Consider the following 19105-nt stretch of genomic DNA (forward strand, 5'->3'; position numbering starts at 1 on the left):
GATGCTGGATAGGAATGCTTCGATGCTGCCGCACGGGGTCCCCGAACGACGAACCGACCGATTGAAAACATTGCTGCGGCGCCAAATACCGAGCGCGACCGAACTCGCCCGGCGCTCAGCAGCCATGATGTTGCGTGCCGCGCGAACGATAGGCCCACCGGCACATGCAAGCGGGCCTTTTCCGGAGCGATGAAAGGTCGTCGGTGCCGCCGCGATGCGCGAACGGCGATGCTGCTGCTAAGGCCGGCTGTTCGAGCACGGCGACTGTCCACACGATCGAGTCTCTCAAAATCGGTGCCCTGCAACATCATTGTCATGGCCACCGGTCTTTGACCGGCGAGGAATTACTTAAAGCCTAAAGTAACTCCGGTGGCGCCGTCAACACGTGTCACGGGGCTGTCAGAAAAAAATGTTGTTGCATACAATTTCGTCAGTGTGCGGCGCTCCTGCGCTCATCGACCCATAGAAAACGCCGTGCTCGCCTTGACCCCGACGGCACTGGTCGCCGTCGCCGCCGCGCGCATTTGACGCGTCAATTAGTTTATGGTTGAAATATATTCATCGGCAGCCGACGACCGATCCTCCGATCACCGCTTGAGGAGAAGGACGATGCGCATCTTCTGGCAGAGCTTTGTTGATGCGAGCGTGAATGCGCCCTACATGGCGCGGCTGTCGGAATACCTGAACGACATCGCTGCGCCAGGCACGGCGGTCCACGTCCAGGGCATCAGTCCGCCGGACCGCGAGTTCGGACGGCTCGCGGAATTGCGCTGTGCGGTCCAGGCGATCGACAACGGCATCGCAGCGGAAGAGGGCGGGTTCGACGCCTTCGTCATGGGGCATTTTCAGGATCCCGGACTCTACGAGCTGCGCTCGGCCCTCGACATTCCCGTGATCGGGACCGGCGAGGCGACGTTGCTGGCGGCCTCACAACTCGGGCGGCGGCTGGGTCTTGTGACGCTCGATCCCGTCTTCGAGGTCTTGCACTATGAGCAGGCCGAGCGTTACGGCCTCGGCGATCGCGTCGTCCATGTGACCGGCCTTGGCTGCAGGCCGGATGATTTCGCCGATGCGTTCGCCGGAAACGCCGCCGCCCAAGCCCGCATGATCAAGGACTTCGTCGCCTGCGCACTCCCGCTGGTGGAACGCGGCGCGGATGTCGTGATCCCGGCCGGCGTGTTGCCAGGCCTCTTGATCGGGCGAGAGCATGGCCTGAAGGTCGGCCACGCTCCGGTGGTCAACTGCGCGGCCGTGGCGCTCAAGAGTGCCGAGATGTGGGTACAGCTCCGGAAGCTCAATGGCACCGAGCCCAGCCGCGGGCCGAGCTTCAGGCGGGCCAGCGCCCAGGCCCGCGATGACTTCCGCGCGCTACTTGCCCGTAACAGCCGCTAGTCCTCGAAAAACCGTTCCTGGAGAACAAATAATGATGACCCCCGAAAAGATCCTGTACGAGACCGAGGTGGCGGCGACCGGTGGTCGGGATGGCAAGGCGGTCAGCGCTGACGGTCTGCTCTCGGTGTCCCTGTCCTTGCCGAAATCGATGGGTGGTCCCGGCGGCGAAGGCACCAATCCCGAGCAGCTCTTTGCGGCCGGCTATGCCGCTTGCTTTCTCGGCGCGGTCAAGCTCGTCGCGCGCACGCGGAAGGTGGTGCCCTCTGCCGAGCCGTCCGTGACTGCGAAGGTTGCGATGGGGCCGGTGCCCGTCGGATATGCGCTCGCTGTCGAGCTGAAGGTCAGCCTGCCCGGTGTCGAGAAGGCCGTGGCCGAAGAGGTCGTTGCCGGTGCGCATGAGCGTTGCCCCTATTCGAACGCAACCCGCGGCAATATTGACGTGAAACTGACGGTGGTCTGAGGCGGATGAACGAGGGCGGTCGGTGACCAACACCTTGCGCGCTCCATATGACGGCGTGGTGATCGCGGCTCCCGTCACGATTCCCTATGTGCGCTACTCCATCGAGAGCGCGCAGTGGTGGATCGGGCGAGCGCTGAGCGCGCTCGTCGCGCAGGCCGGCATCAAGGCCTCCGACATCGACGGCCTGTGCGTCTCCAGTTTCACCATGGGCACGGACAGTGGCATCGGATTGACACAGCATTTCGGGCTCTGCGTCCGGTGGTTGGACACGATCCCGCTCGGCGGCGCCAGCGCTATTGCGGCGCTGCGCAAGGCGGCGCGCGCGGTTCAGGCGCGCGATGCCGACATCGTGGCGTGCGTCGCTGGCGACACCAATCACGTCGATTCGTTCAGGCTGACGCTGGAGAATTTCTCGCGGTTCAATCAGGACGCCGTCTATCCTTACGGCGCGGGCGGCGCCAATGCCAGCTTTGCGCTGATTGCGCGCAACTATATGCGAATGTTCGGCGTCGCGCGCGAGGACGTCGGCAAGATCGCTGTCGCCCAGCGCGCCAATGCCCTGCGCAACCCGCATGCGCTCATGAAGGCTCCGCTCACGCTCGAGCAATACCTGGCGGCCCGGCCGATTTCCGATCCGATCCACCTGTTCGATTGCGTGATGCCCTGTGCGGGCGCGGAAGCTTTCCTCGTGATGCGCGATGAGACGGCTTCATCCCTGAAGCTGCCCGCCGCGCGACTCCTTTCGACGATCGAGCGGCACAATGCCTTTGCCGACGATCCGATGCAGGTGCGCGGCGGCTGGGCGATGGATGTCGACGAGCTCTATACGATGGCCGGCGTCAAGCCTGACGATCTCGATGTCGTGCAGACCTATGACGACTATCCCGTCATCACGATGATGCAGTTCGAGGATCTCGGATTCTGCAAGAAGGGCGAGGGCGCTGAGTTCGTGCGCCAACACGATCTCACCATCGATGGCGACTTCCCGCACAACACCTCGGGCGGACAGCTCTCGGTCGGGCAGGCCGGTGCCGCCGGCGCCTATCTCGGCCTCGTTGAAGGGTTGCGGCAGGTTCTGGGCAGTGCCGGTCCCACGCAGGTCAGGAATGCGAGCCTCGCTCTGGCCTCGGGGTTCGGTATGATCAACTATGATCGTGGTCTCGCCTCGGGTGCCGCGATCCTTGCTGGACCGTCGCGATGATAGAGCAGATCAAGCCGCCCCGGCGCAAGAACCCGCTGCTGCGGACGCGGCTACCGGCCTCGCCACCGCGACCGCGCAGCAGGATGTCGCACGGGTTCACGCGCGCGGCCGCCGAAGGCCGCTTTATGTTGCAGCGCTGCGAGGCTTGCGGCACCTTTGCCTATCCGGCGCGCGAAGCCTGCCCGTCTTGTCTTTCGGCCGGCCTCGCTTTCGTCGATGCGCCGCGGCGAGGTGTACTGCTTGCCGAGACAACCGCACGGGTGCCGAGCGACGTCTATTTCCGCGAACGGGCGCCGTGGCGGATCGGCCTCATCAAGATGGATTGCGGTCCGATGATCGTCGCACATCTTCATGCCGACTGCGCAGAGGGCGCGGCCGTCAGCATGTCGCTGCAACTCGACAAGAGCGGCCAGGCGGTGGCCTTTGCCCGTCCCGAAGGGGAGACTCCCAACATGGCAGACGACAAGCAGTGGCGGGAAATGACGGCCGATCCGAAATTCCGTCGCGCGCTCGTCACCAACGGCCGCAGCGTCATCGGTCAGGAAGCCGTCGCCGCTTTGAAGGCGGCGGGCGCCAAGACGGTGTTCGTCGGCGTTGCCGAACCATGGCGGCCGTTCGCCGGCGAGGAGCGGCTGCGCGGCCAGGAAGGGATCGAGATCGTGACTCTCGATGCTGCTGACGAAAAATCGGCTACCGATCTTGCGGCCGACATCGGCGGCAAGGTCGATATTCTCGTCAACACGACGGAATATGTCCGGCCGGGCGGCCTGCTCGACCGCAGGGGCACGAGCATCGCACGGGACGAGATCGATCAGGCCTATCTCGGCTTCATCAATCTCGCTCAAGCCTTTGGCCCCGCCATGCGGATGCGCGGTGCCGACGGCATCAACAGCAGCGCGGCATGGGTCAATATTCTCTCGGTCTATGCACTGGCGAACTGGCCCGCCTTCGGCGCCTACTCGGCTTCGCAGGCCGCCTGCCTGTCGTTGTCGCATTGCTTGCGCGCGGAGCTGCGGCCGGGCGGCGTCCGGGTGATGAACCTGTTCACCGGCCCTGTCGACACCGAATGGTTCCAGACCGTGCCGCCGCCCAAGGTCGCGCCGCGCGTGATTGCGCAGGCGGTCGTGTCGGGCCTCAAGAACGGACTCGAAGAGATGTATGTCGGAGATGTCGCCGAAGAGATCCGGCAACGTCTCGCGGCCAATCCGAAAGCGCTCGAGCGCGAGCTCGACCGATAAGAAGCGGGATTTCAACCGAGCTGGAGGACTTGACGATGCAAAGCAATCTCCTGGAGCTAGCGAGTGCGATTTCTTCCGGCGCGGTGCGCGTCGTCGATCTGACCTTCACACTCAGTCCGGACTTTCCGGTCATCGTCCTGCCGCCGGAATTCGGTCAGGCCGCGCCTGTCCGCATCCAGGAGATATCGCGATACGATGGTCGCGGCCCGGCCTGGTACTGGAACAACGTTACGTTCGGCGAACACACCGGCACGCATTTCGACGCGCCGATTCACTGGTTCACCGGCAAGAACCTGCCGAACAATGCCGTCGACACCATGCCGGCCAAGGACATGATCGCACCGGCCTGTGTCATCGACTGCTCGGCGCAGGCGGCGCAGGATCCCGATTTCCTGCTGACCGTCCCGATTGTCGAAGCCTGGGAAGCCAGGCACGGCCGGATCCCTGAGCGGAATTGGGTCCTGCTCAGGACCGACTGGTCGAAGAAGGGCTGGCGTGACTACTCCAATCTCAGGGACGACGGCGCGCATACGCCGGGCCCGAACCCGGCGGTGATGAAGTGGCTGGTGGAGGAGCGCGGTGTCATCGGTTTCGGCACCGAAACCATCGGCACGGATGCGGGGCAGGCCGGACACTTCGAGCCGCCTTATCCGGCGCATCACTTCCTGCACGGCGCGGGCCGCTACGGCCTGCAATGCCTGTGTAACCTGGATCAGCTTCCGGCCACCGGCGCCGTCATCGTGGCCTCGCCACTAAAGATCCAGAACGGTTCCGGCAGCCCGCTTCGAGTCATCGCTCTGGTGTCGTCCACTTGAGCCCCAATCAATGGCGCTCGCCAATCAGACCAAGAAATTCTCCCGAAAGACAGGTGCCATGAACTTGATCAAGAGCCTGGTGGCTTCCACTGCATTGCTGCTTGCCGTTCCGCAATTCGCGCGAGCCGAGATCCTCGTCGGATTCGTTACCGGCCTCAGTGGGCCGGTGTCATCGATCGGCATTCCCAACGCGAAGGGCGTCGCCGCAGGTCAGGCCTATATCGGCGAAATCGGCGGCGAGAAGCTGCGGGTCATCCAGCTCGATGACGGCTCCGATCCGACCGCGTCGGCACGCAATGCGCGCAAGCTGGTCGAGCAAGAGAAGGTCGATATCCTGATCGGCACGTCCGGCGCTCCCCAGACGCTCGCGATGGCGACTGCGGCCATCGAAATGAAGATTCCGATGATCGCGGTGTCGCCGATCGCACCGGTGCCATCAGGCGACGGCGGCCCCTGGGTCGTGCAGACGCCGCAGCCCACGCCGCTTCTGGTGCAAGGAATCGTCGACCACATGAAGGCGAAGAGCTTGACGACCGTGGCCTTCATCGGTTTCTCCGATGCGTTCGGCGATCTCATGTACAATTCGCTCGAGCAGAGTGCGAAGGCCGCCGGCATCAAGGTCGTCGCCAACGAACGCTATGCCCGGTCGGACTCCTCGGTGACGGCTCAGGTGCTGCGCGCACTCGCCGCGCGTCCCGACGCCATCATGCTCGGCGGCACTGGCACGCCAGGCGCGCTGCCGGTCATCGCTCTGTCCGAGCGGGGATATAAGGGACCGCTCTACGGCAATCACGGGCTGATCAGCGCCGATTTCCTTCGTCTGGCCGGCAAAGCCGCCAATGGCATCATGTGTCCGACGGGACCTGTGACCGCGGCGGAGCAGCTTCCGGCCAGCAATCCGATCCAGAAGGTCGCCCTGGATTTCCGCGCGGCCTTCGAAAAGGCCAATGGCGAGGCGCCGACGGATTCATTCTCGTCCTATTCCTTCGACGGCTGGCTGATCTTCGCCGACGCCGCCAAGCGTGCGCTGGCAACCGGTGCCAAACCAGGCTCACCTGAGTTCCGTACCGCGATTCGCCAGGCACTGTTCACCACCAAGGAGGTCGTCGGGACGCAGGGCGTGTACACCTACACGCCGGCGGACCGGCATGGAGTCGACGATCGCTCGCGCATCATGGTTCAGATCGAGGACGGCAAGTACAAGCTGTTGCCTTGAGGTGCGAGCATGGTCGCAATGGAGAAAGATGCGCTAGCGAACATCACCGAGGTGGTCGGCGGTGAGGACGTGACGCCTGCCTGGGCGCGCGCGATGGCGTCGTTTCCGTCGTCTGAGCGCATCCTCTCGACGATGCTCACGCGCCAGGCGGAGCGTTACGGCGATCGCCTTCTGCTCGTTGCCGGAGAGGCGCGTTGGAGCTTTACGCAGGCTGCGACGATTGCGGCTGCGTCGGCCCAGACGCTGGTCGATACCGGGATCAAGCCGGGCGACCGGGTCGCGCTGATGTGCTCGAACCGTCCGGAGTTCTTGCAGGTCTATCTCGGCTGTGCGTGGCTGGGGGCGATTGCGGTCCCGATCAATACCGCCTTGCGCGGCTTCCAGCTGTCCCACATTTTCCGCAACTCGCGTCCCGCGCTGCTCGTCATCGAGGCTCAGTTCGTCAGCGCGGTCGAGAGTGTCGAGGCGGATGTCGAGCTGCCGCCTCGGACCTGGATCATCGGAGCTGCCGCCGACGCAATCGGTGCCAGGCTTTCCGCGGTCCCGCTGCCGCCTCTTGGCGCCGCAGCCCCGGCCGGCGCCGTGCGTCCCGGTGACACCGTTGCGATCCTCTATACGTCGGGCACCACGGGGCCTGCGAAGGGTGTGTGCTGTCCGCAGGCGCAGCTGTTCTGGTGGGGCGTCTATTCGGCGCGCGCGCTCGGAATCCGCGAGGGCGATGTGCTGTTCACGACGCTGCCGCTGTTCCACACCAACGCGCTGAATGCGTTCTATCAGGCGCTGCTGAACGGATGCACGTACGTGCTCGAGCCGAAGTTCTCGGCTTCCGGCTTTTGGGCTGCCGCGCGACAGCACAATGCGACGGTCGGCTATCTGCTCGGTGCGATGGCGTCGATGCTCCTGGCACAGCCGAAGAGCGCAGACGAGTCAATGCATCGTCTTCGTGTCGCTCTTGGCGGCGGCGTGCCGCCGCAAATCCACGGCCCGTTCCGCGAGCGCTTCGGCGTACCGCTGGTCGACGGCTACGGGTCGACGGAGACGAATTTCGTGTTCGCCGGCACGATTCCGTCGGATCGGGCGGGGACGATGGGGTACCTGGCCGATGGCATTGAGGCGCGGATCGTCGACGAGAATGATTCCGCGCTGCCTGATGGAGAGGCCGGCGAGCTCGTGCTTCGCGCGAGAGAACCCTTTGCGTTCGCGTCCGGCTATTTCGGCATGCCGGAGAAGACCGTGGAGGCCTGGCGAAATCTGTGGTTCCACTCAGGCGATCGGGTCGTTCGCGATTCCGACGGGCATTATCGCTTCATCGATCGCATGAAGGATTCCATCCGCAGGCGCGGCGAGAACGTGTCCTCGTGGGAGGTCGAGCAGGCGATCCAGGCGCACCCCGCGGTCGCTGCCTGCGCGGTCTACCCGCTGCCGTCGGAGTTGGGTGAGGACGAAGTTGCTGCTGCGATTCTGCTGGAACCGGGCCACTTGCTACAGCCCGTCGACATCGTCAGGCATTGCGAAGGACGGATCGCCTATTTCGCTATTCCGCGTTATGTGCGAATCCTCGGTCAGATGCCGCTGACGGAGAACGGCAAGATCAAGAAGGGCGTGCTGCGCGATGCCGGTGTCACGACGGATACATGGGATCGCGAAGCGGCCGGAGTGAAGGTACGACGCTGACGTCGTATCCGCTCAAGGTTTTTGCAAGGCGTCCCTGACGGCGGCCTTGAGTTCGTCGAGCTCGCCGATCAATCCATCGAACCGATCTGCCGGGAAATCCGCCAGGAGCTCGGCAAGCCACGCGCCGTGGCTCTTGGCCATTCGCCTGAAGATCTTGCGGCCTTCGACCGTCATACAGACGATCTGCACCCGCCGGTCGAGGTTCGACGCCGTGCGGGTGATGTATCCATCTGCGACCAGGCGGTCGACGATTGGCGTGAGGTTCCCGGCGGAGACCATCAGGCGCTTGGGCAGCTCTCCCAGCACAAGTCCGCTTGGTTCGCGGTCGAGCTGGGCGAGAACGTCGAAGCGGGGCATCGTGAAGTCGAACTCTTCGCGAAACCGGCGCCGCAACTCGCTTTCGATGAGGGACGTGCAGGCGAGCAGTCGGAGCCAAAGGCGTGTTTGAGCCCTGTACTCAGCCTCCTGATCCGTCTCGTTCTTGGCCGAAACAGGGGTGGACTCCTTCGCGAGTGCCAATCGAATCTCCCGGGCTTCGTGGCTTACGAAAGCTGGCGCAGCTCTCGTGGACATTGGCAAGATAGTTCGTGCCAAAAGTAAATTCAAGGCTGGGTCCGAGGGATCCGGAATCGGCGCCGCCGTGCATCCGATTTACACTAAAATTCAGATCGACGCTGCGGCGAGAGGCGTGCCCTCCAGGGCCTTTGCAGAACCGCCTTGACAAGGCACGCGTCGAGGAAATATTTTATACTTAAAATAATTGGGTGAGAGCTCGGCGCAACGCGCGAAAGCGAGGGATCATGCGCATAGTCTGTATCGGCGGCGGGCCGGCCGGCCTCTATCTGGGCCTCCTGATGAAGCGTCGACATCCGGAACATGTCGTCACGGTCGTCGAGCGCAACAAGCCCTACGATACGTTTGGCTGGGGGGTGGTATTCTCCGATGCCATGATGTCTGCGATGCGTCTTGCCGACCCCGAAAGCGCGGCCGAGATCGAGGACGCCTTCAATCATTGGGACGACATCGAGCTGGTCTTCAAGGGGACGCGCCAGCGCACGACCGGCCACGGCTTCATCGGCATTGGTCGCAAGCATCTGCTCAACATTCTCCAGAGGCGCTGCGAGGCTCTGGGTGTCGAGCTCGCCTTCGAGCGTGAGGTGGAGTCCGATCTTGAATTCCCCGACGCCGACCTGATCGTGGCCACCGACGGTGTGAATTCCAGGATTCGCGCCCGCTATGCCGAACAGTTCCAGCCGGACATGGTGATCCGGCCGAACCGCTACATCTGGCTCGGCACCAAGAAGGCGTTCGACGCCTTCACGTTCGATTTCCAGAGGACCGAGCACGGCTGGTTCCAGGCACACATTTACAAGTTCGACGCGGAGACCTCGACCTTCATCGTCGAGACCACGGAAGAGACCTACAATGCTCACGGGCTGGGCGAGCTCGATCAGCAGGGGTCGATCGACTTCTGCGAGAAGATCTTTGCCGAGACGCTCGACGGTGCGAAGCTCTTGACCAACGCCCGCCATCTGCGCGGCTCGGCCTGGCTCAATTTCAGCCGCCTGATCTGCGGCAAATGGAGCGTGTTCAACGGCCGCTCCCATGTCGTGCTGATGGGAGACGCCGCGCACACTGCGCATTTCGCCATCGGGTCGGGCACCAAGCTCGCGCTCGACGACGCCATCGAGCTCGCCAACCAGTTCGATCGCCATGGTCACGGGCGCGACCGCATCCAGACCGTGCTGGAGGCCTACGAGGAAGTACGCCGCGTCGACGTGGCGCGCATCCAGAACGCCGCGCGCAATGCGATGGAATGGTTCGAGGTGGTCGGCCGGCGCTATGCTGATACGCTCGAACCGCCGCAATTCTTCTATTCGATGCTGACGCGTTCCCAGCGCATCAGCCATGAAAACCTGCGCCTGCGCGACCGTGCCTGGTTGGAAGGATTCGAGCGATGGTTTGCCGCGCGCTCGGGCATCGCCGTCGAGGACGGCGAACGGGTACCGCCGCCGATGCTGACGCCGCACCGCGTGCGCGGCCTCACGCTGGCGAACCGCATCATGGTCTCGCCGATGGCGATGTATTCGGCGAAGGACGGGCTGATCAACGACTTCCACATCGCCCACCTCGGAGCGCGCGCCATGGGCGGCGCCGCGTTGATCTTTGCCGAGATGACCTGCGTCTCACCGGATGCCAGGATTACGCCGGGCTGTCTCGGGCTCTGGAATGATGAGCAAGCGGCACAATGGCGCCGGCTGGTCGATCTGGTCCATAGCCTCGGACATGCCAAGGTCGGCATCCAGCTCGGCCATGCCGGGCGGAAGGGATCGACCCGGCTCGCCTGGGAGGGGATTGACCAACCGCTGGCTTCAGGCAATTGGCCGCTGATCTCGGCTTCCGCGCTGCCCTATCTGCCGCACAGCCAGTTGCCGCGGGAGATGAACCGCAGCGATATGGACCGCGTCCGCGACGATTTCGTCGCCGCAACGCGCCGTGCTGCCGACGCCGGTGTCGATTGGCTCGAGCTTCATTGCGCCCATGGCTATTTGCTATCGAGCTTCCTCTCGCCGCTGACCAACCGGCGGACTGACGAATATGGCGGCAACCACGAAAATCGTGCGCGCTTTCCGCTGGAGGTCTTCAGGGCGATGCGCGCGGCGTGGCCATCCGATCGGCCGATGTCGGTGCGGCTGTCCTGCCATGACTGGACCGAAGGCGGCAACACGCCGGCCGACGCCGCGATCTTCGCTGCGATGTTCAAGGAGGCGGGAGCAGACGTGATCGATTGCTCCTCGGGACAGGTCTGGAAGGAGGAACGGCCGATCTACGGCCGCCTGTTCCAGACGCCATTCGCCGATCTGATCCGCAACGAAGTCGGCATCGAGACGATAGCAGTCGGTGCGATCTCCGAGGCCGATCACGCCAACTCGATTCTCGCGGCTGGCCGCGCGGATCTCTGCGCGATTGCGCGGCCGCATCTCGCCGACCCGGCCTGGACGCTGCACGAAGCCGCGCGCATCGGGATCACAGCGGTCAACTGGCCAAAGCAATATCTGTCCGCCAAGGGACAATACGAAGCCAATCTGGCGCGTGCCGCTGCCGTGGCCGCGCAGTGAGCGAAGGAGGGATCGGATGAACTCCGTGGTAAAGATGATCCGGCGCGAATGGCTGGACTGGCCGTTCTTCGAGCCCCGCCATCTTGCGATCGGCGAGGCGCTCGATCGCTTCGTGCAGTCGGGAGCCCTCGACAAGATCGATCACAATGATGTGGATGGTGCCTGTCGCAAGCTTGTGCGCGCGATGGGCGCGGCGGGGTTGCTCGATTGCGCGGTCGCGGCGCCCGATGGCGATGCGACGTCGATCGATTCCCGCTCGATCTGCCTGTCGCGCGAGTCGCTGGCCTATGCCGATGGCCTCGCCGATTTTGCTTTCGCCATGCAGGGGCTTGGCTCCGGAGCGATTGCACTGGGTGGCTCGGCGGAGTTGCGCAAGGCCGTGCTGCCGAAGGTGCGTTCCGGCGAATGGCTCGCGGCCTTCGCGCTCTCCGAGAAGGAGGCGGGGTCGGACGTCGCGGCGATGTCCTGCACGGCGCGGGCCGACGGCGACACCTACGTCATCGACGGCGAGAAGACCTGGATCTCGAACGGCGGCATTGCCGACGTCTATACGCTGTTTGCGCGAACGGGCGAGGCGCCGGGCGCCCGCGGCATTTCGGCCTTCGTCGTCTTTCCGGATGATCCCGGTTTTAGCATTGCCGAGCGCATCGACGTCATTGCGCCGCACCCGCTGGCGACGTTGCGCTTTACTAATTGCCGGATTCCCGCGAGCCGTAGGCTCGGCGCGCCCGGGGGCGGGTTCAAGCTCGCGATGCAGACGTTGGATATTTTCCGCGCATCGGTCGCCGCCGCAGCCCTCGGCTTTGCCCGTCGCGCGCTCGACGAGGCATTGTCGCATGCCCGCAGCCGAAACATGTTCGGTGCGACGCTGGGGGATCTTCAACTGACCCAGGCCGCGCTCGGCGACATGGCGACCGACACCGACGCGGCGGCGCTGCTGACCTACCGCGCGGCCTGGCGCCGCGATGTCCAGAAGCTTCCGACGACGCGCGAAGCCGCCATGGCGAAGCTGACCGCCACCGAGACCGCGCAGCGCGTCATCGACCGTGCCGTCCAGATGTTCGGCGGCCGCGGCGTGCGCAAGGGAGAGGTCGTCGAAAGTCTCTACCGCGAAATCCGCGCGCTGCGCATCTACGAGGGTGCGACCGAGGTCCAGAAGTTGATTGTCGCCCGCGAGCTGTTGAAGCCGCGCTGAAGGGATTGAGAACTACGCATGAGCACGATCAGAAAGCCGGAAGTCCCCGCGACGCGTGGTCTGCAACTGCTTCAGCCCAGCGGCTGGCGGCAGCCGAAGGGGTATGCGAACGGCGTCATGGCCGAAGGACGACTCGTCATGACGGGTGGTGTGGTCGGTTGGGACGTCGCCGGGCGATTTGCGGACGGCTTCGTTGCGCAGGTCCGCCAGACGCTCGAAAACATCGTCGCGATCCTGGCAGAGGGCGGCGCGCGGCCGGACCATCTCGTGCGCCTGACCTGGTACGTCGTGGATATGGACGAATATGTGTCGAACCTGAAGGCGCTCGGCAAAGTCTATCGCGAGGTCATTGGCACCCATTTCCCCAGCATGGCGCTGGTGCAGATCGTGCGTCTCGTCGAGCCATCCTCGCGTGTCGAGATCGAGGCGACGGCCGTCGTCCCGCGCTGACGAAGGCGTCGGCCGCAGGCCCGCGGCGAGACCGCGACGATGGAAAGCTCTCTACGGCGCCCGTGATGGATTGGAGCGAGAGCTCAATATTTTCAATCGGCTAAGGGGCGGCATGTGCACGATGTGTGCACCGGGAGATGCACAAAAATCTATCGACTGCAAATTTGAGCAGACGGTCTGAGGCGTGATACTGAGCTCGGCTTCCGCGCGATCGAATTGACGAGAGCAGTGCAGCGACTACAACAGGCGTTTCGCCGCCGGTCATGAGTGAGAAAGAAGCCCAATGTTCCTGACCGAGAACGATCTGAATGAATTGGTGGCATGGCGACGCCATCTTCACGCCGTGCCGGAACTGTCGGGGCAAGAGGCAAAAACCGCGGAAGCCGTGCGGGCCCGTCTTCAGGCGGCGGGTGCCGACAGGATCGTTTCGGGCCTCGGTGTCACGGCGTGCTTGGAATCTATGATGGACGTGAGTCTGGCCCGACGATCATGCTTCGGGCCGAACTGGATGCACTGCCGATTCAGGAAAAATCACAACTCAAGCATCGATCGCTGATAGCAGGAAAGGCCCATCTCTGCGGTCATGATGGTCATATGGCAATTCTGGCGGCCGTAGCGCAAAATCTGAGCCAGCAACGTCCAAGCCGAGGTCGCGTAGCGCTCCTGTTTCAGCCGGCCGAGGAGGACGGGTCCGGTGCGGCCGCCGTTCTGGCTGACGCGAAGTTTGAGCAGATGCGGCCCGACTTTGTCTTCGCGCTGCATAACCTTCCCGGCCTCGGTCTTGGACAGGTCTCTCTTGCCGAAGGTTTGGTGAATTGCGCCTCGCAAGGAATGCAGATCAGATTATCAGGACGAACGACGCACGCGTCGAATCCGGCGCTCGGTATCTCCCCGAAAGACGCGCTCGCCAGGCTTCTGCTGGAGATACCCGCGCTCGGGCGCGGGACGGAGCTGGACGACGACTTCTCGATGCTGACGATCACCCACGCAAGACTTGGTGAGCCTGCGTTCGGTATCGCGCCAGGCTTCGGCGAATTGTGGGCGACACTGAGAACATGCACCGACGTGATGATGGAACGGCTCCGCCTGGAGGCGGAAGACTTGGTTCGAAGCGTGACGGCCGGTGAGGGGCTGAGCACGGAAATCGCTTATCGCGACGTCTTCAATCATTGCGCAAACGACGTCGATGCTGTTGCCCAGCTTAGAAGCGCGCTGGACGCAGAGGGGGTGCGACATTCGGCGGAGGGCCTTCCACTGCGTGGCTCCGAGGACTTCGGACGTTTTGGCTCCCGTTCGAAGTCGGCGATGTTTTTCCTGGGAGCCGGCAAAGAGCATCCCGGGCTGCATGAGTCGAACTACGACTTTCCGGATCAGTTGATAGAAATTGGTGCAAGAATATTCGTGCGCACCATACGCAACCTGCTTGGCTAAATAGAGAATTCCGGACGGAGTGACAGCGTATCGCCTGCATGTCACATGTTGGATCGGCGCTTAGAACGATTTGAAACTAGAAGCTTTCGAAAATTTGCAGTGAAGTCCGAAGCAGGAAATCGCTTCTCCGATCACGACGGTTTCGTCGTGCAACCTTAGATAATTTCTAGGTCCCAATTCCTTCTCGCAGCACCGTCGTATGTTAGGAAGCGACGGGGACGTGCTTGCAAGTGGAATTGGGGCGCAGGAATGATGCGTGAACTCTCGGCCAGGAAAATCGTGCGTACACTATCGTTGGGCGCGGTGAGTTATCTCGCACTGTCGATGGAATCTTCGGGTGACCTTCAGCATGCGGTTGCGCAATCCAATCTGCCGCCCGTGACCGTGGATGCCCCCAAGCCAAGAGTTCGTCAGCCGGTCCAGAGATCACAGTCGACGCGCGCCTCGCGTGGACAGCGATCAGTCGCCGCGGCGCCTCCGCGCCAGGCTGCACCCGTTCCCTATGTGGTGCCCTCGACCGGAACGGTCGGCACGGTGCCGCCCGCCTACGCAGGCGGCCAGGTTGCAACCGGCGGGAGTCTCGGTCTGCTCGGCAATCGCGGCGTGATGAACACGCCGTTCAACCAGACGAGCTATACGGCGGAGCTGATCAAGAATCAGCAGGCGCGCACCGTCGGCGATGTGCTGTTCAACGATCCCTCGGTCCGGGTGAAGACGCCTGCCGGCAATGGCATCGATGGTGTCTACATCAGGGGCTTCTACCACGACAGTGGCGACTACGCCATGAATGGCCTCTATGGAATGGCGCCGTTCTATTCCACGTCAGCGAATTTCCTTGAGCGCGTCGAGGTTCTGAAGGGACCGGGCGTGCTTCTCGGCGGCATGCCGCCTGCAGGTGCCAATGGTGGTAGCATTAACTTGGTGACTAAGCGCGCACCTGACTTCGACATCACGCAACTCACTGCACTTTACATATCAAGGTCTCAGTTCGGACTGCAAACCGATGTGAGCCGTCGATACGGCGAACATAAAGAATGGGGCGTCCGGTTCAATGGTGAGGCGCGGGGCGGCTCGACTGCGTATGATCGGCAGACCGATCAGTTCGGCAACGCCGTGCTCAATCTGGACTACCGGGGTGAACGCGTGCGCTTTTCAACGGATATCGGTTATCAGGCTGATGATCTGAAGCCGCCGCTGCGGTTCCTGACGTTTACCACCAGTCCTCCGTTCGCGACCACCATCCCAGTTCCCGCCCTTCCGAAGCCCGGCGCCAATTACATGCCGGAATGGGCGACATGGAAACCGAAAGACGCGTTTGCCATGACGCGCGGTGAAGTCGATTTAACGGAGTCGGTGACGGCGTACGGTGCGGCTGGATATCACAAGAGCGAGATCGACTACGTCTATCCATCGCCGCGCATCACGAACGCGAACGGCAACTGGACGGCCGTTCCATTCAGCGGGCGCGATGTTTATGACAATTATACAGGTGAGGTCGGGCTGCGAGCCTCGGTGGATACCGGCCCCATCAATCATCTCTTGACTGTGAACTACTCGGCTTTCGAGCGAGATTACAGTTCGTTCGGCAGGGCAGGCGCTGCGATCAATTCAAACTTGTACAATCCGGTTCCGATCCCTTATCCCAACTTCGCTACCGTCGCCCAGAATCTGGAGACGCGAACCAAGCTTACCAGTGTCGGTATCGCTGATACGATGTCGATGTTCAACAACAGGCTTCAGTTTGTTGTCGGGGCGAGGCGGCAGACAGCGGGCGTAGACAGCGTGAACCTGCTGACCTCTGCCAAATCGAGTGTCGACGTTCCGACCTGGAGTCCCGGCTATGCGGTCATCGTCAAGCCGGTGGAGAACATCTCCCTTTACGCAAACTACATCGAAGGCCTTAAGGCGCCCGAAGTCGTTGTCGGCGCCACGTCGTATTCGAACGTTGGCGAGATCATTCCTCCTGCTCAGACCAAGCAGAAGGAAGTCGGCATGAAGGTCGATATGGGCCGGATCGGCTTTACTGCCAGCGCATTTGACATCACCAGTCCGAACATTATTTCGGTCGCAGTGCCGGGGCAAACCCTACCTGCGAGGCGACTTTCCGGCGAGCAGCGCAATCGGGGCTTCGAACTGTTCACCTTCGGGGAGGTGACCCCGACGTTCCGGGTGCTGGGTGGTGTGACCTTCATTGACGGCGAGGTCGTCAGGCAGGCGGTCTCCGTCGGATCGATCATCGTCAACTACAATGGCAAGGTTCCCGTCGGCGTGTCGGCGGTTAACTTGAACCTCGGCGCCGAGTGGGACACCCCGTTCCTGCCGGGACTGACTATGACCGGCCGGGTCATCTACACTAGCGAGAGCTACGCCAACGATGCGAATACGCAGGAGCTTCCTGCGTGGACGCGAGTCGACCTTGGCGCACGCTACACATTCGTGTCGCCTTGGAACGGTAAGCCGATTGTTGTTCGCGCCAGCGTGGAGAACGTGTTCAACGAGGCGTACTGGAATTCCTATCGCACGGTGAGTAGCGCGGTATCACTCGGCGCGCCGCGCACCTACCTCCTGTCGACGACGTTCAATTTCTGAACGCTGGTCCTTGGTACTCCCGATGCGCACCGCCGTGGATCTGGTCCGCGGCGGTTTTTCGTTGGTCCATAATCAGCAAGCTGCACTTGTCGCGATTGATGACAGTGTCATGAAACACCACCGCGATAAAATCGCACCATCACGCCACATCGGAAAAGTTCCTCCTTGCGCAGTTAGAATTGCAGCAATCTTCGTCGCGTCCTGAAATCCCAATAGTTTTCCGCGTATTGGCGCGCAAGCGCGGAGGTTGCATTGTGTCCGCCCGTCGCCAATTTTGAGGTCTTACAAAAAGTCGCGTCGATATTGCTTTGACCCTCGTCGGCTTCTCACCTAGTCAAACGTCTCTGCTTTCGCTTTCCGAAAAGGGGATCGCGCCATGATGGTGTTCGACAGAGACGACGTCACCTTCACCGTCGTCGTCAATCACGAAGAGCAATACTCCATCTGGCCGACGTTCAAGGAGATTCCGGCCGGCTGGAAGGCGGTGGGCAAGTCCGGCAGCAAGAAGGAATGTCTCGACCATATCGAGCAGGTGTGGACCGACATGCGCCCGCTCAGCTTGCGCAAGTTCATGGACGGCGCGTCGCCTCAGCAGACGACGTAGTCAGCGAAGTCCGGTCGTCCGATGCGGCTTCTTTGTCTGCCCTATTCCGGCGGAACTGCCATGTTCTATGCGCGGTGGCGCAGGCTGCTGTCGTCGTCGATCGACGTTCGGCCGGTGGAATGGCCCGGCCGCGGTGCGCGCATGGACGAGCCGCTGGCGACCGATCCGCGCGTGCTGGCGGCACAGCTGGCTGGTGAACTCGCCGCGCAGCTCGACGGGCCCTACGCACTATTCGGGCACAGCCTCGGTGCCGTGATCGCGTTCGAGCTCGCACATGGCCTGCTCGATCGCGGGGCGCCTGCGCCGGCCATTCTCTTCGCCTCGGGTGCGGAAGCGCCGGCGGTGCGGGACGGCAGCAAGTGGCGCCATCCCCTGAGCGACCAGGCGCTGATGCAGGAGCTGCGTGATCTTCAGGGCACACCCGACGAGGCGCTGTCGAATGCCGAGTTGATGCGATCCGCGCTGCCGGTACTGCGCGCAGATTTTCTGATGTGCGGAGCCTATGCCTACCGGCCGCGGCGTCCATTGCCGTGCCCCGTACACGTTTTTGGCGGAGCGGACGACGAGACCAGCCGCGAAGCACTCGAGGCTTGGCGGCTGGAGACCTCGGCGGCATTCACGCTCGATATTCTGCCCGGGCATCACTTCTTCATTCACACACAGCAGGCCGAACTGATCGACCGGATCGGCTGGGCGCTGGCCCGGCAATCGGGGCGATCGACCGGTTTGCATCGGAGCGAGGATCATGAGCGCGTTCTCCGTCCAGCCACTCATTGAGGGCAAGGCTCTTCCCATGCTGCTTAGGGCAGGTGAGGCCGGGCAGCCGCTCGGCGAATCCCTTCCCATGCTGCGTGCAACGATCGACCGGTACCTCACCGACAGCGGCGGCATCGTGTTTCGCGATTTCGCGCTCGATGGTCCCGATGCGTTTCGAGCCTTCGCGGCCGATTTCGGCCACCCGCTGCTGACCTACGAGTTCGGGTCGACGCCGCGTTCGCAGGTGACCTCAGGCGTCTACACGTCCACGGAGTATCCGCCGCACCAGCATATCCCGCTGCACAACGAGCAGGCCTATACCCGCGATTGGCCGATGAAGATCTGGTTCTACTGCATGCAGCCAGCGCTGGAAGGCGGCGAGACGCCGATCGCCGACAGCCGCGCCATCTATCGCGACATGCCGCCGGCCATTCGCGAGCGGTTCGCCGAGAAGGGCGTGATGTATGTGCGGAACTACGGCAACGGGCTCGACGTCGATTGGCAGCAGGTGTTCGGCACCGACTCCAGATCGGAGGTGGAAGCTTACTGCGCTCGCCACGACATCGAATGCGAGTGGAAGGAAGATGGCGAACTCCGTACGCGCCAGGTCTGTCAGGGCACGGCGCAGCACCCGGTCACGAAGGAGTGGGTCTGGTTCAACCAGGCGCATCTGTTCCATGTCTCCAATCTCGAGCCGGAGGTGCGCGAGAGTCTGCTCGACGTGGTCGAGGACGAAGCCGATCTACCGCGCAACGTCTTCTATGGCGACGGTTCGACGATCGAGGACGAAACATTGTCAACGGTCCGGACCGTTCTGGAGAGGCACAAGATCAGCTTTCCCTGGCAGGCTGGGGACGTCGTGATGCTCGACAACATGCTCACCGCGCACGCGCGGGCCCCGTTCAGGGGTCCGCGCAAGGTGATCGTCGCCATGGCGGAAGCTCATCGGCAGGGGTGATCGGCAA

General features: G+C 62.9%; 15 protein-coding genes and 1 pseudogene. 15 read left to right on the plus strand and 1 reads right to left on the minus strand.

All coding sequences use genetic code 11. From position 1 onward, the window contains the following. Positions 1-609 precede the first annotated feature (609 nt). The 7 genes from N2605_RS12960 to N2605_RS12990 are packed head-to-tail and all read left to right on the plus strand — an operon-like array spanning position 610 to position 7996. Positions 610-1392, plus strand: coding sequence for an aspartate/glutamate racemase family protein (locus N2605_RS12960; protein ID WP_225187239.1), 783 nt, complete (start codon positions 610-612; stop codon positions 1390-1392). Positions 1393-1423: 31 nt separating this feature from the next. Beyond that, positions 1424-1852 (plus strand): organic hydroperoxide resistance protein, encoded by a 429-nt coding sequence (locus N2605_RS12965; RefSeq protein ID WP_311735370.1) that lies wholly within the window; start codon positions 1424-1426, stop codon positions 1850-1852. 22 nt (positions 1853-1874) lie between these two features. Next, the gene (locus tag N2605_RS12970; protein WP_260346854.1) at positions 1875-3053 is read left to right on the plus strand and encodes a thiolase family protein; all 1179 of its coding nucleotides are present in this window, start codon (positions 1875-1877) and stop codon (positions 3051-3053) included. Next, positions 3050-4291, plus strand: coding sequence for an SDR family NAD(P)-dependent oxidoreductase (locus tag N2605_RS12975; protein WP_225186665.1), 1242 nt, complete (start codon positions 3050-3052; stop codon positions 4289-4291). The genes N2605_RS12970 and N2605_RS12975 overlap by 4 nt, the downstream gene beginning before the upstream one ends. 35 nt (positions 4292-4326) lie before the next feature. After that, positions 4327-5106: a cyclase family protein gene (locus N2605_RS12980; protein WP_036013430.1), complete on the plus strand. Its 780-nt coding sequence runs from the start codon at positions 4327-4329 to the stop codon at positions 5104-5106. 58 nt (positions 5107-5164) lie between these two features. Continuing rightward, complete coding sequence (locus tag N2605_RS12985) at positions 5165-6322, plus strand: ABC transporter substrate-binding protein (RefSeq protein ID WP_260346857.1); 1158 nt, start codon at positions 5165-5167, stop codon at positions 6320-6322. A gap of 18 nt (positions 6323-6340) precedes the next feature. Continuing rightward, positions 6341-7996: an ATP-dependent acyl-CoA ligase gene (locus N2605_RS12990; protein WP_425248857.1), complete on the plus strand. Its 1656-nt coding sequence runs from the start codon at positions 6341-6343 to the stop codon at positions 7994-7996. 12 nt (positions 7997-8008) lie between these two features. Here the strand turns inward: N2605_RS12990 and N2605_RS12995 are convergent, their stop codons facing one another. Further along, the gene (locus N2605_RS12995; RefSeq protein WP_036013463.1) at positions 8009-8515 is read right to left on the minus strand and encodes a MarR family winged helix-turn-helix transcriptional regulator; all 507 of its coding nucleotides are present in this window, start codon (positions 8513-8515) and stop codon (positions 8009-8011) included. Positions 8516-8796: 281 nt separating this feature from the next. Here N2605_RS12995 and N2605_RS13000 point away from each other — a divergent pair, with 281 nt between their 5' ends. The 8 genes and pseudogenes from N2605_RS13000 (at position 8797) to N2605_RS13035 (ending at position 19098) form a co-directional block, all read left to right on the plus strand. Continuing rightward, positions 8797-11115, plus strand: coding sequence for a bifunctional salicylyl-CoA 5-hydroxylase/oxidoreductase (locus N2605_RS13000; RefSeq protein WP_036023847.1), 2319 nt, complete (start codon positions 8797-8799; stop codon positions 11113-11115). 16 nt (positions 11116-11131) lie between these two features. After that, a complete protein-coding gene (locus N2605_RS13005; RefSeq protein ID WP_225112776.1) occupies positions 11132-12310 on the plus strand; it encodes an acyl-CoA dehydrogenase family protein in 1179 nt (392 codons plus the stop codon). Between the two features lie 18 nt (positions 12311-12328). Further along, complete coding sequence (locus tag N2605_RS13010; protein WP_260346862.1) at positions 12329-12760, plus strand: RidA family protein; 432 nt, start codon at positions 12329-12331, stop codon at positions 12758-12760. 283 nt (positions 12761-13043) lie between these two features. Next, positions 13044-14191 (plus strand): annotated as a pseudogene (locus N2605_RS13015) (amidohydrolase). A gap of 249 nt (positions 14192-14440) precedes the next feature. Beyond that, a complete protein-coding gene (locus tag N2605_RS13020; RefSeq protein WP_260346863.1) occupies positions 14441-16780 on the plus strand; it encodes a TonB-dependent receptor in 2340 nt (779 codons plus the stop codon). Between the two features lie 376 nt (positions 16781-17156). Beyond that, entirely contained in the window at positions 17157-17384 is a 228-nt protein-coding gene (locus tag N2605_RS13025) for an MbtH family protein (protein WP_036013449.1), read from the plus strand. A 60-nt stretch (positions 17385-17444) separates the two neighbouring features. After that, a complete protein-coding gene (locus N2605_RS13030) occupies positions 17445-18161 on the plus strand; it encodes a thioesterase II family protein (protein WP_260346864.1) in 717 nt (238 codons plus the stop codon). Further along, a complete protein-coding gene (locus N2605_RS13035) occupies positions 18130-19098 on the plus strand; it encodes a TauD/TfdA family dioxygenase (RefSeq protein ID WP_036023852.1) in 969 nt (322 codons plus the stop codon). The genes N2605_RS13030 and N2605_RS13035 overlap by 32 nt, the downstream gene beginning before the upstream one ends. Positions 19099-19105 lie beyond the last annotated feature (7 nt).

The organism is Bradyrhizobium yuanmingense, assembly GCF_025200905.1.
GTDB lineage: Bacteria > Pseudomonadota > Alphaproteobacteria > Rhizobiales > Xanthobacteraceae > Bradyrhizobium > Bradyrhizobium yuanmingense.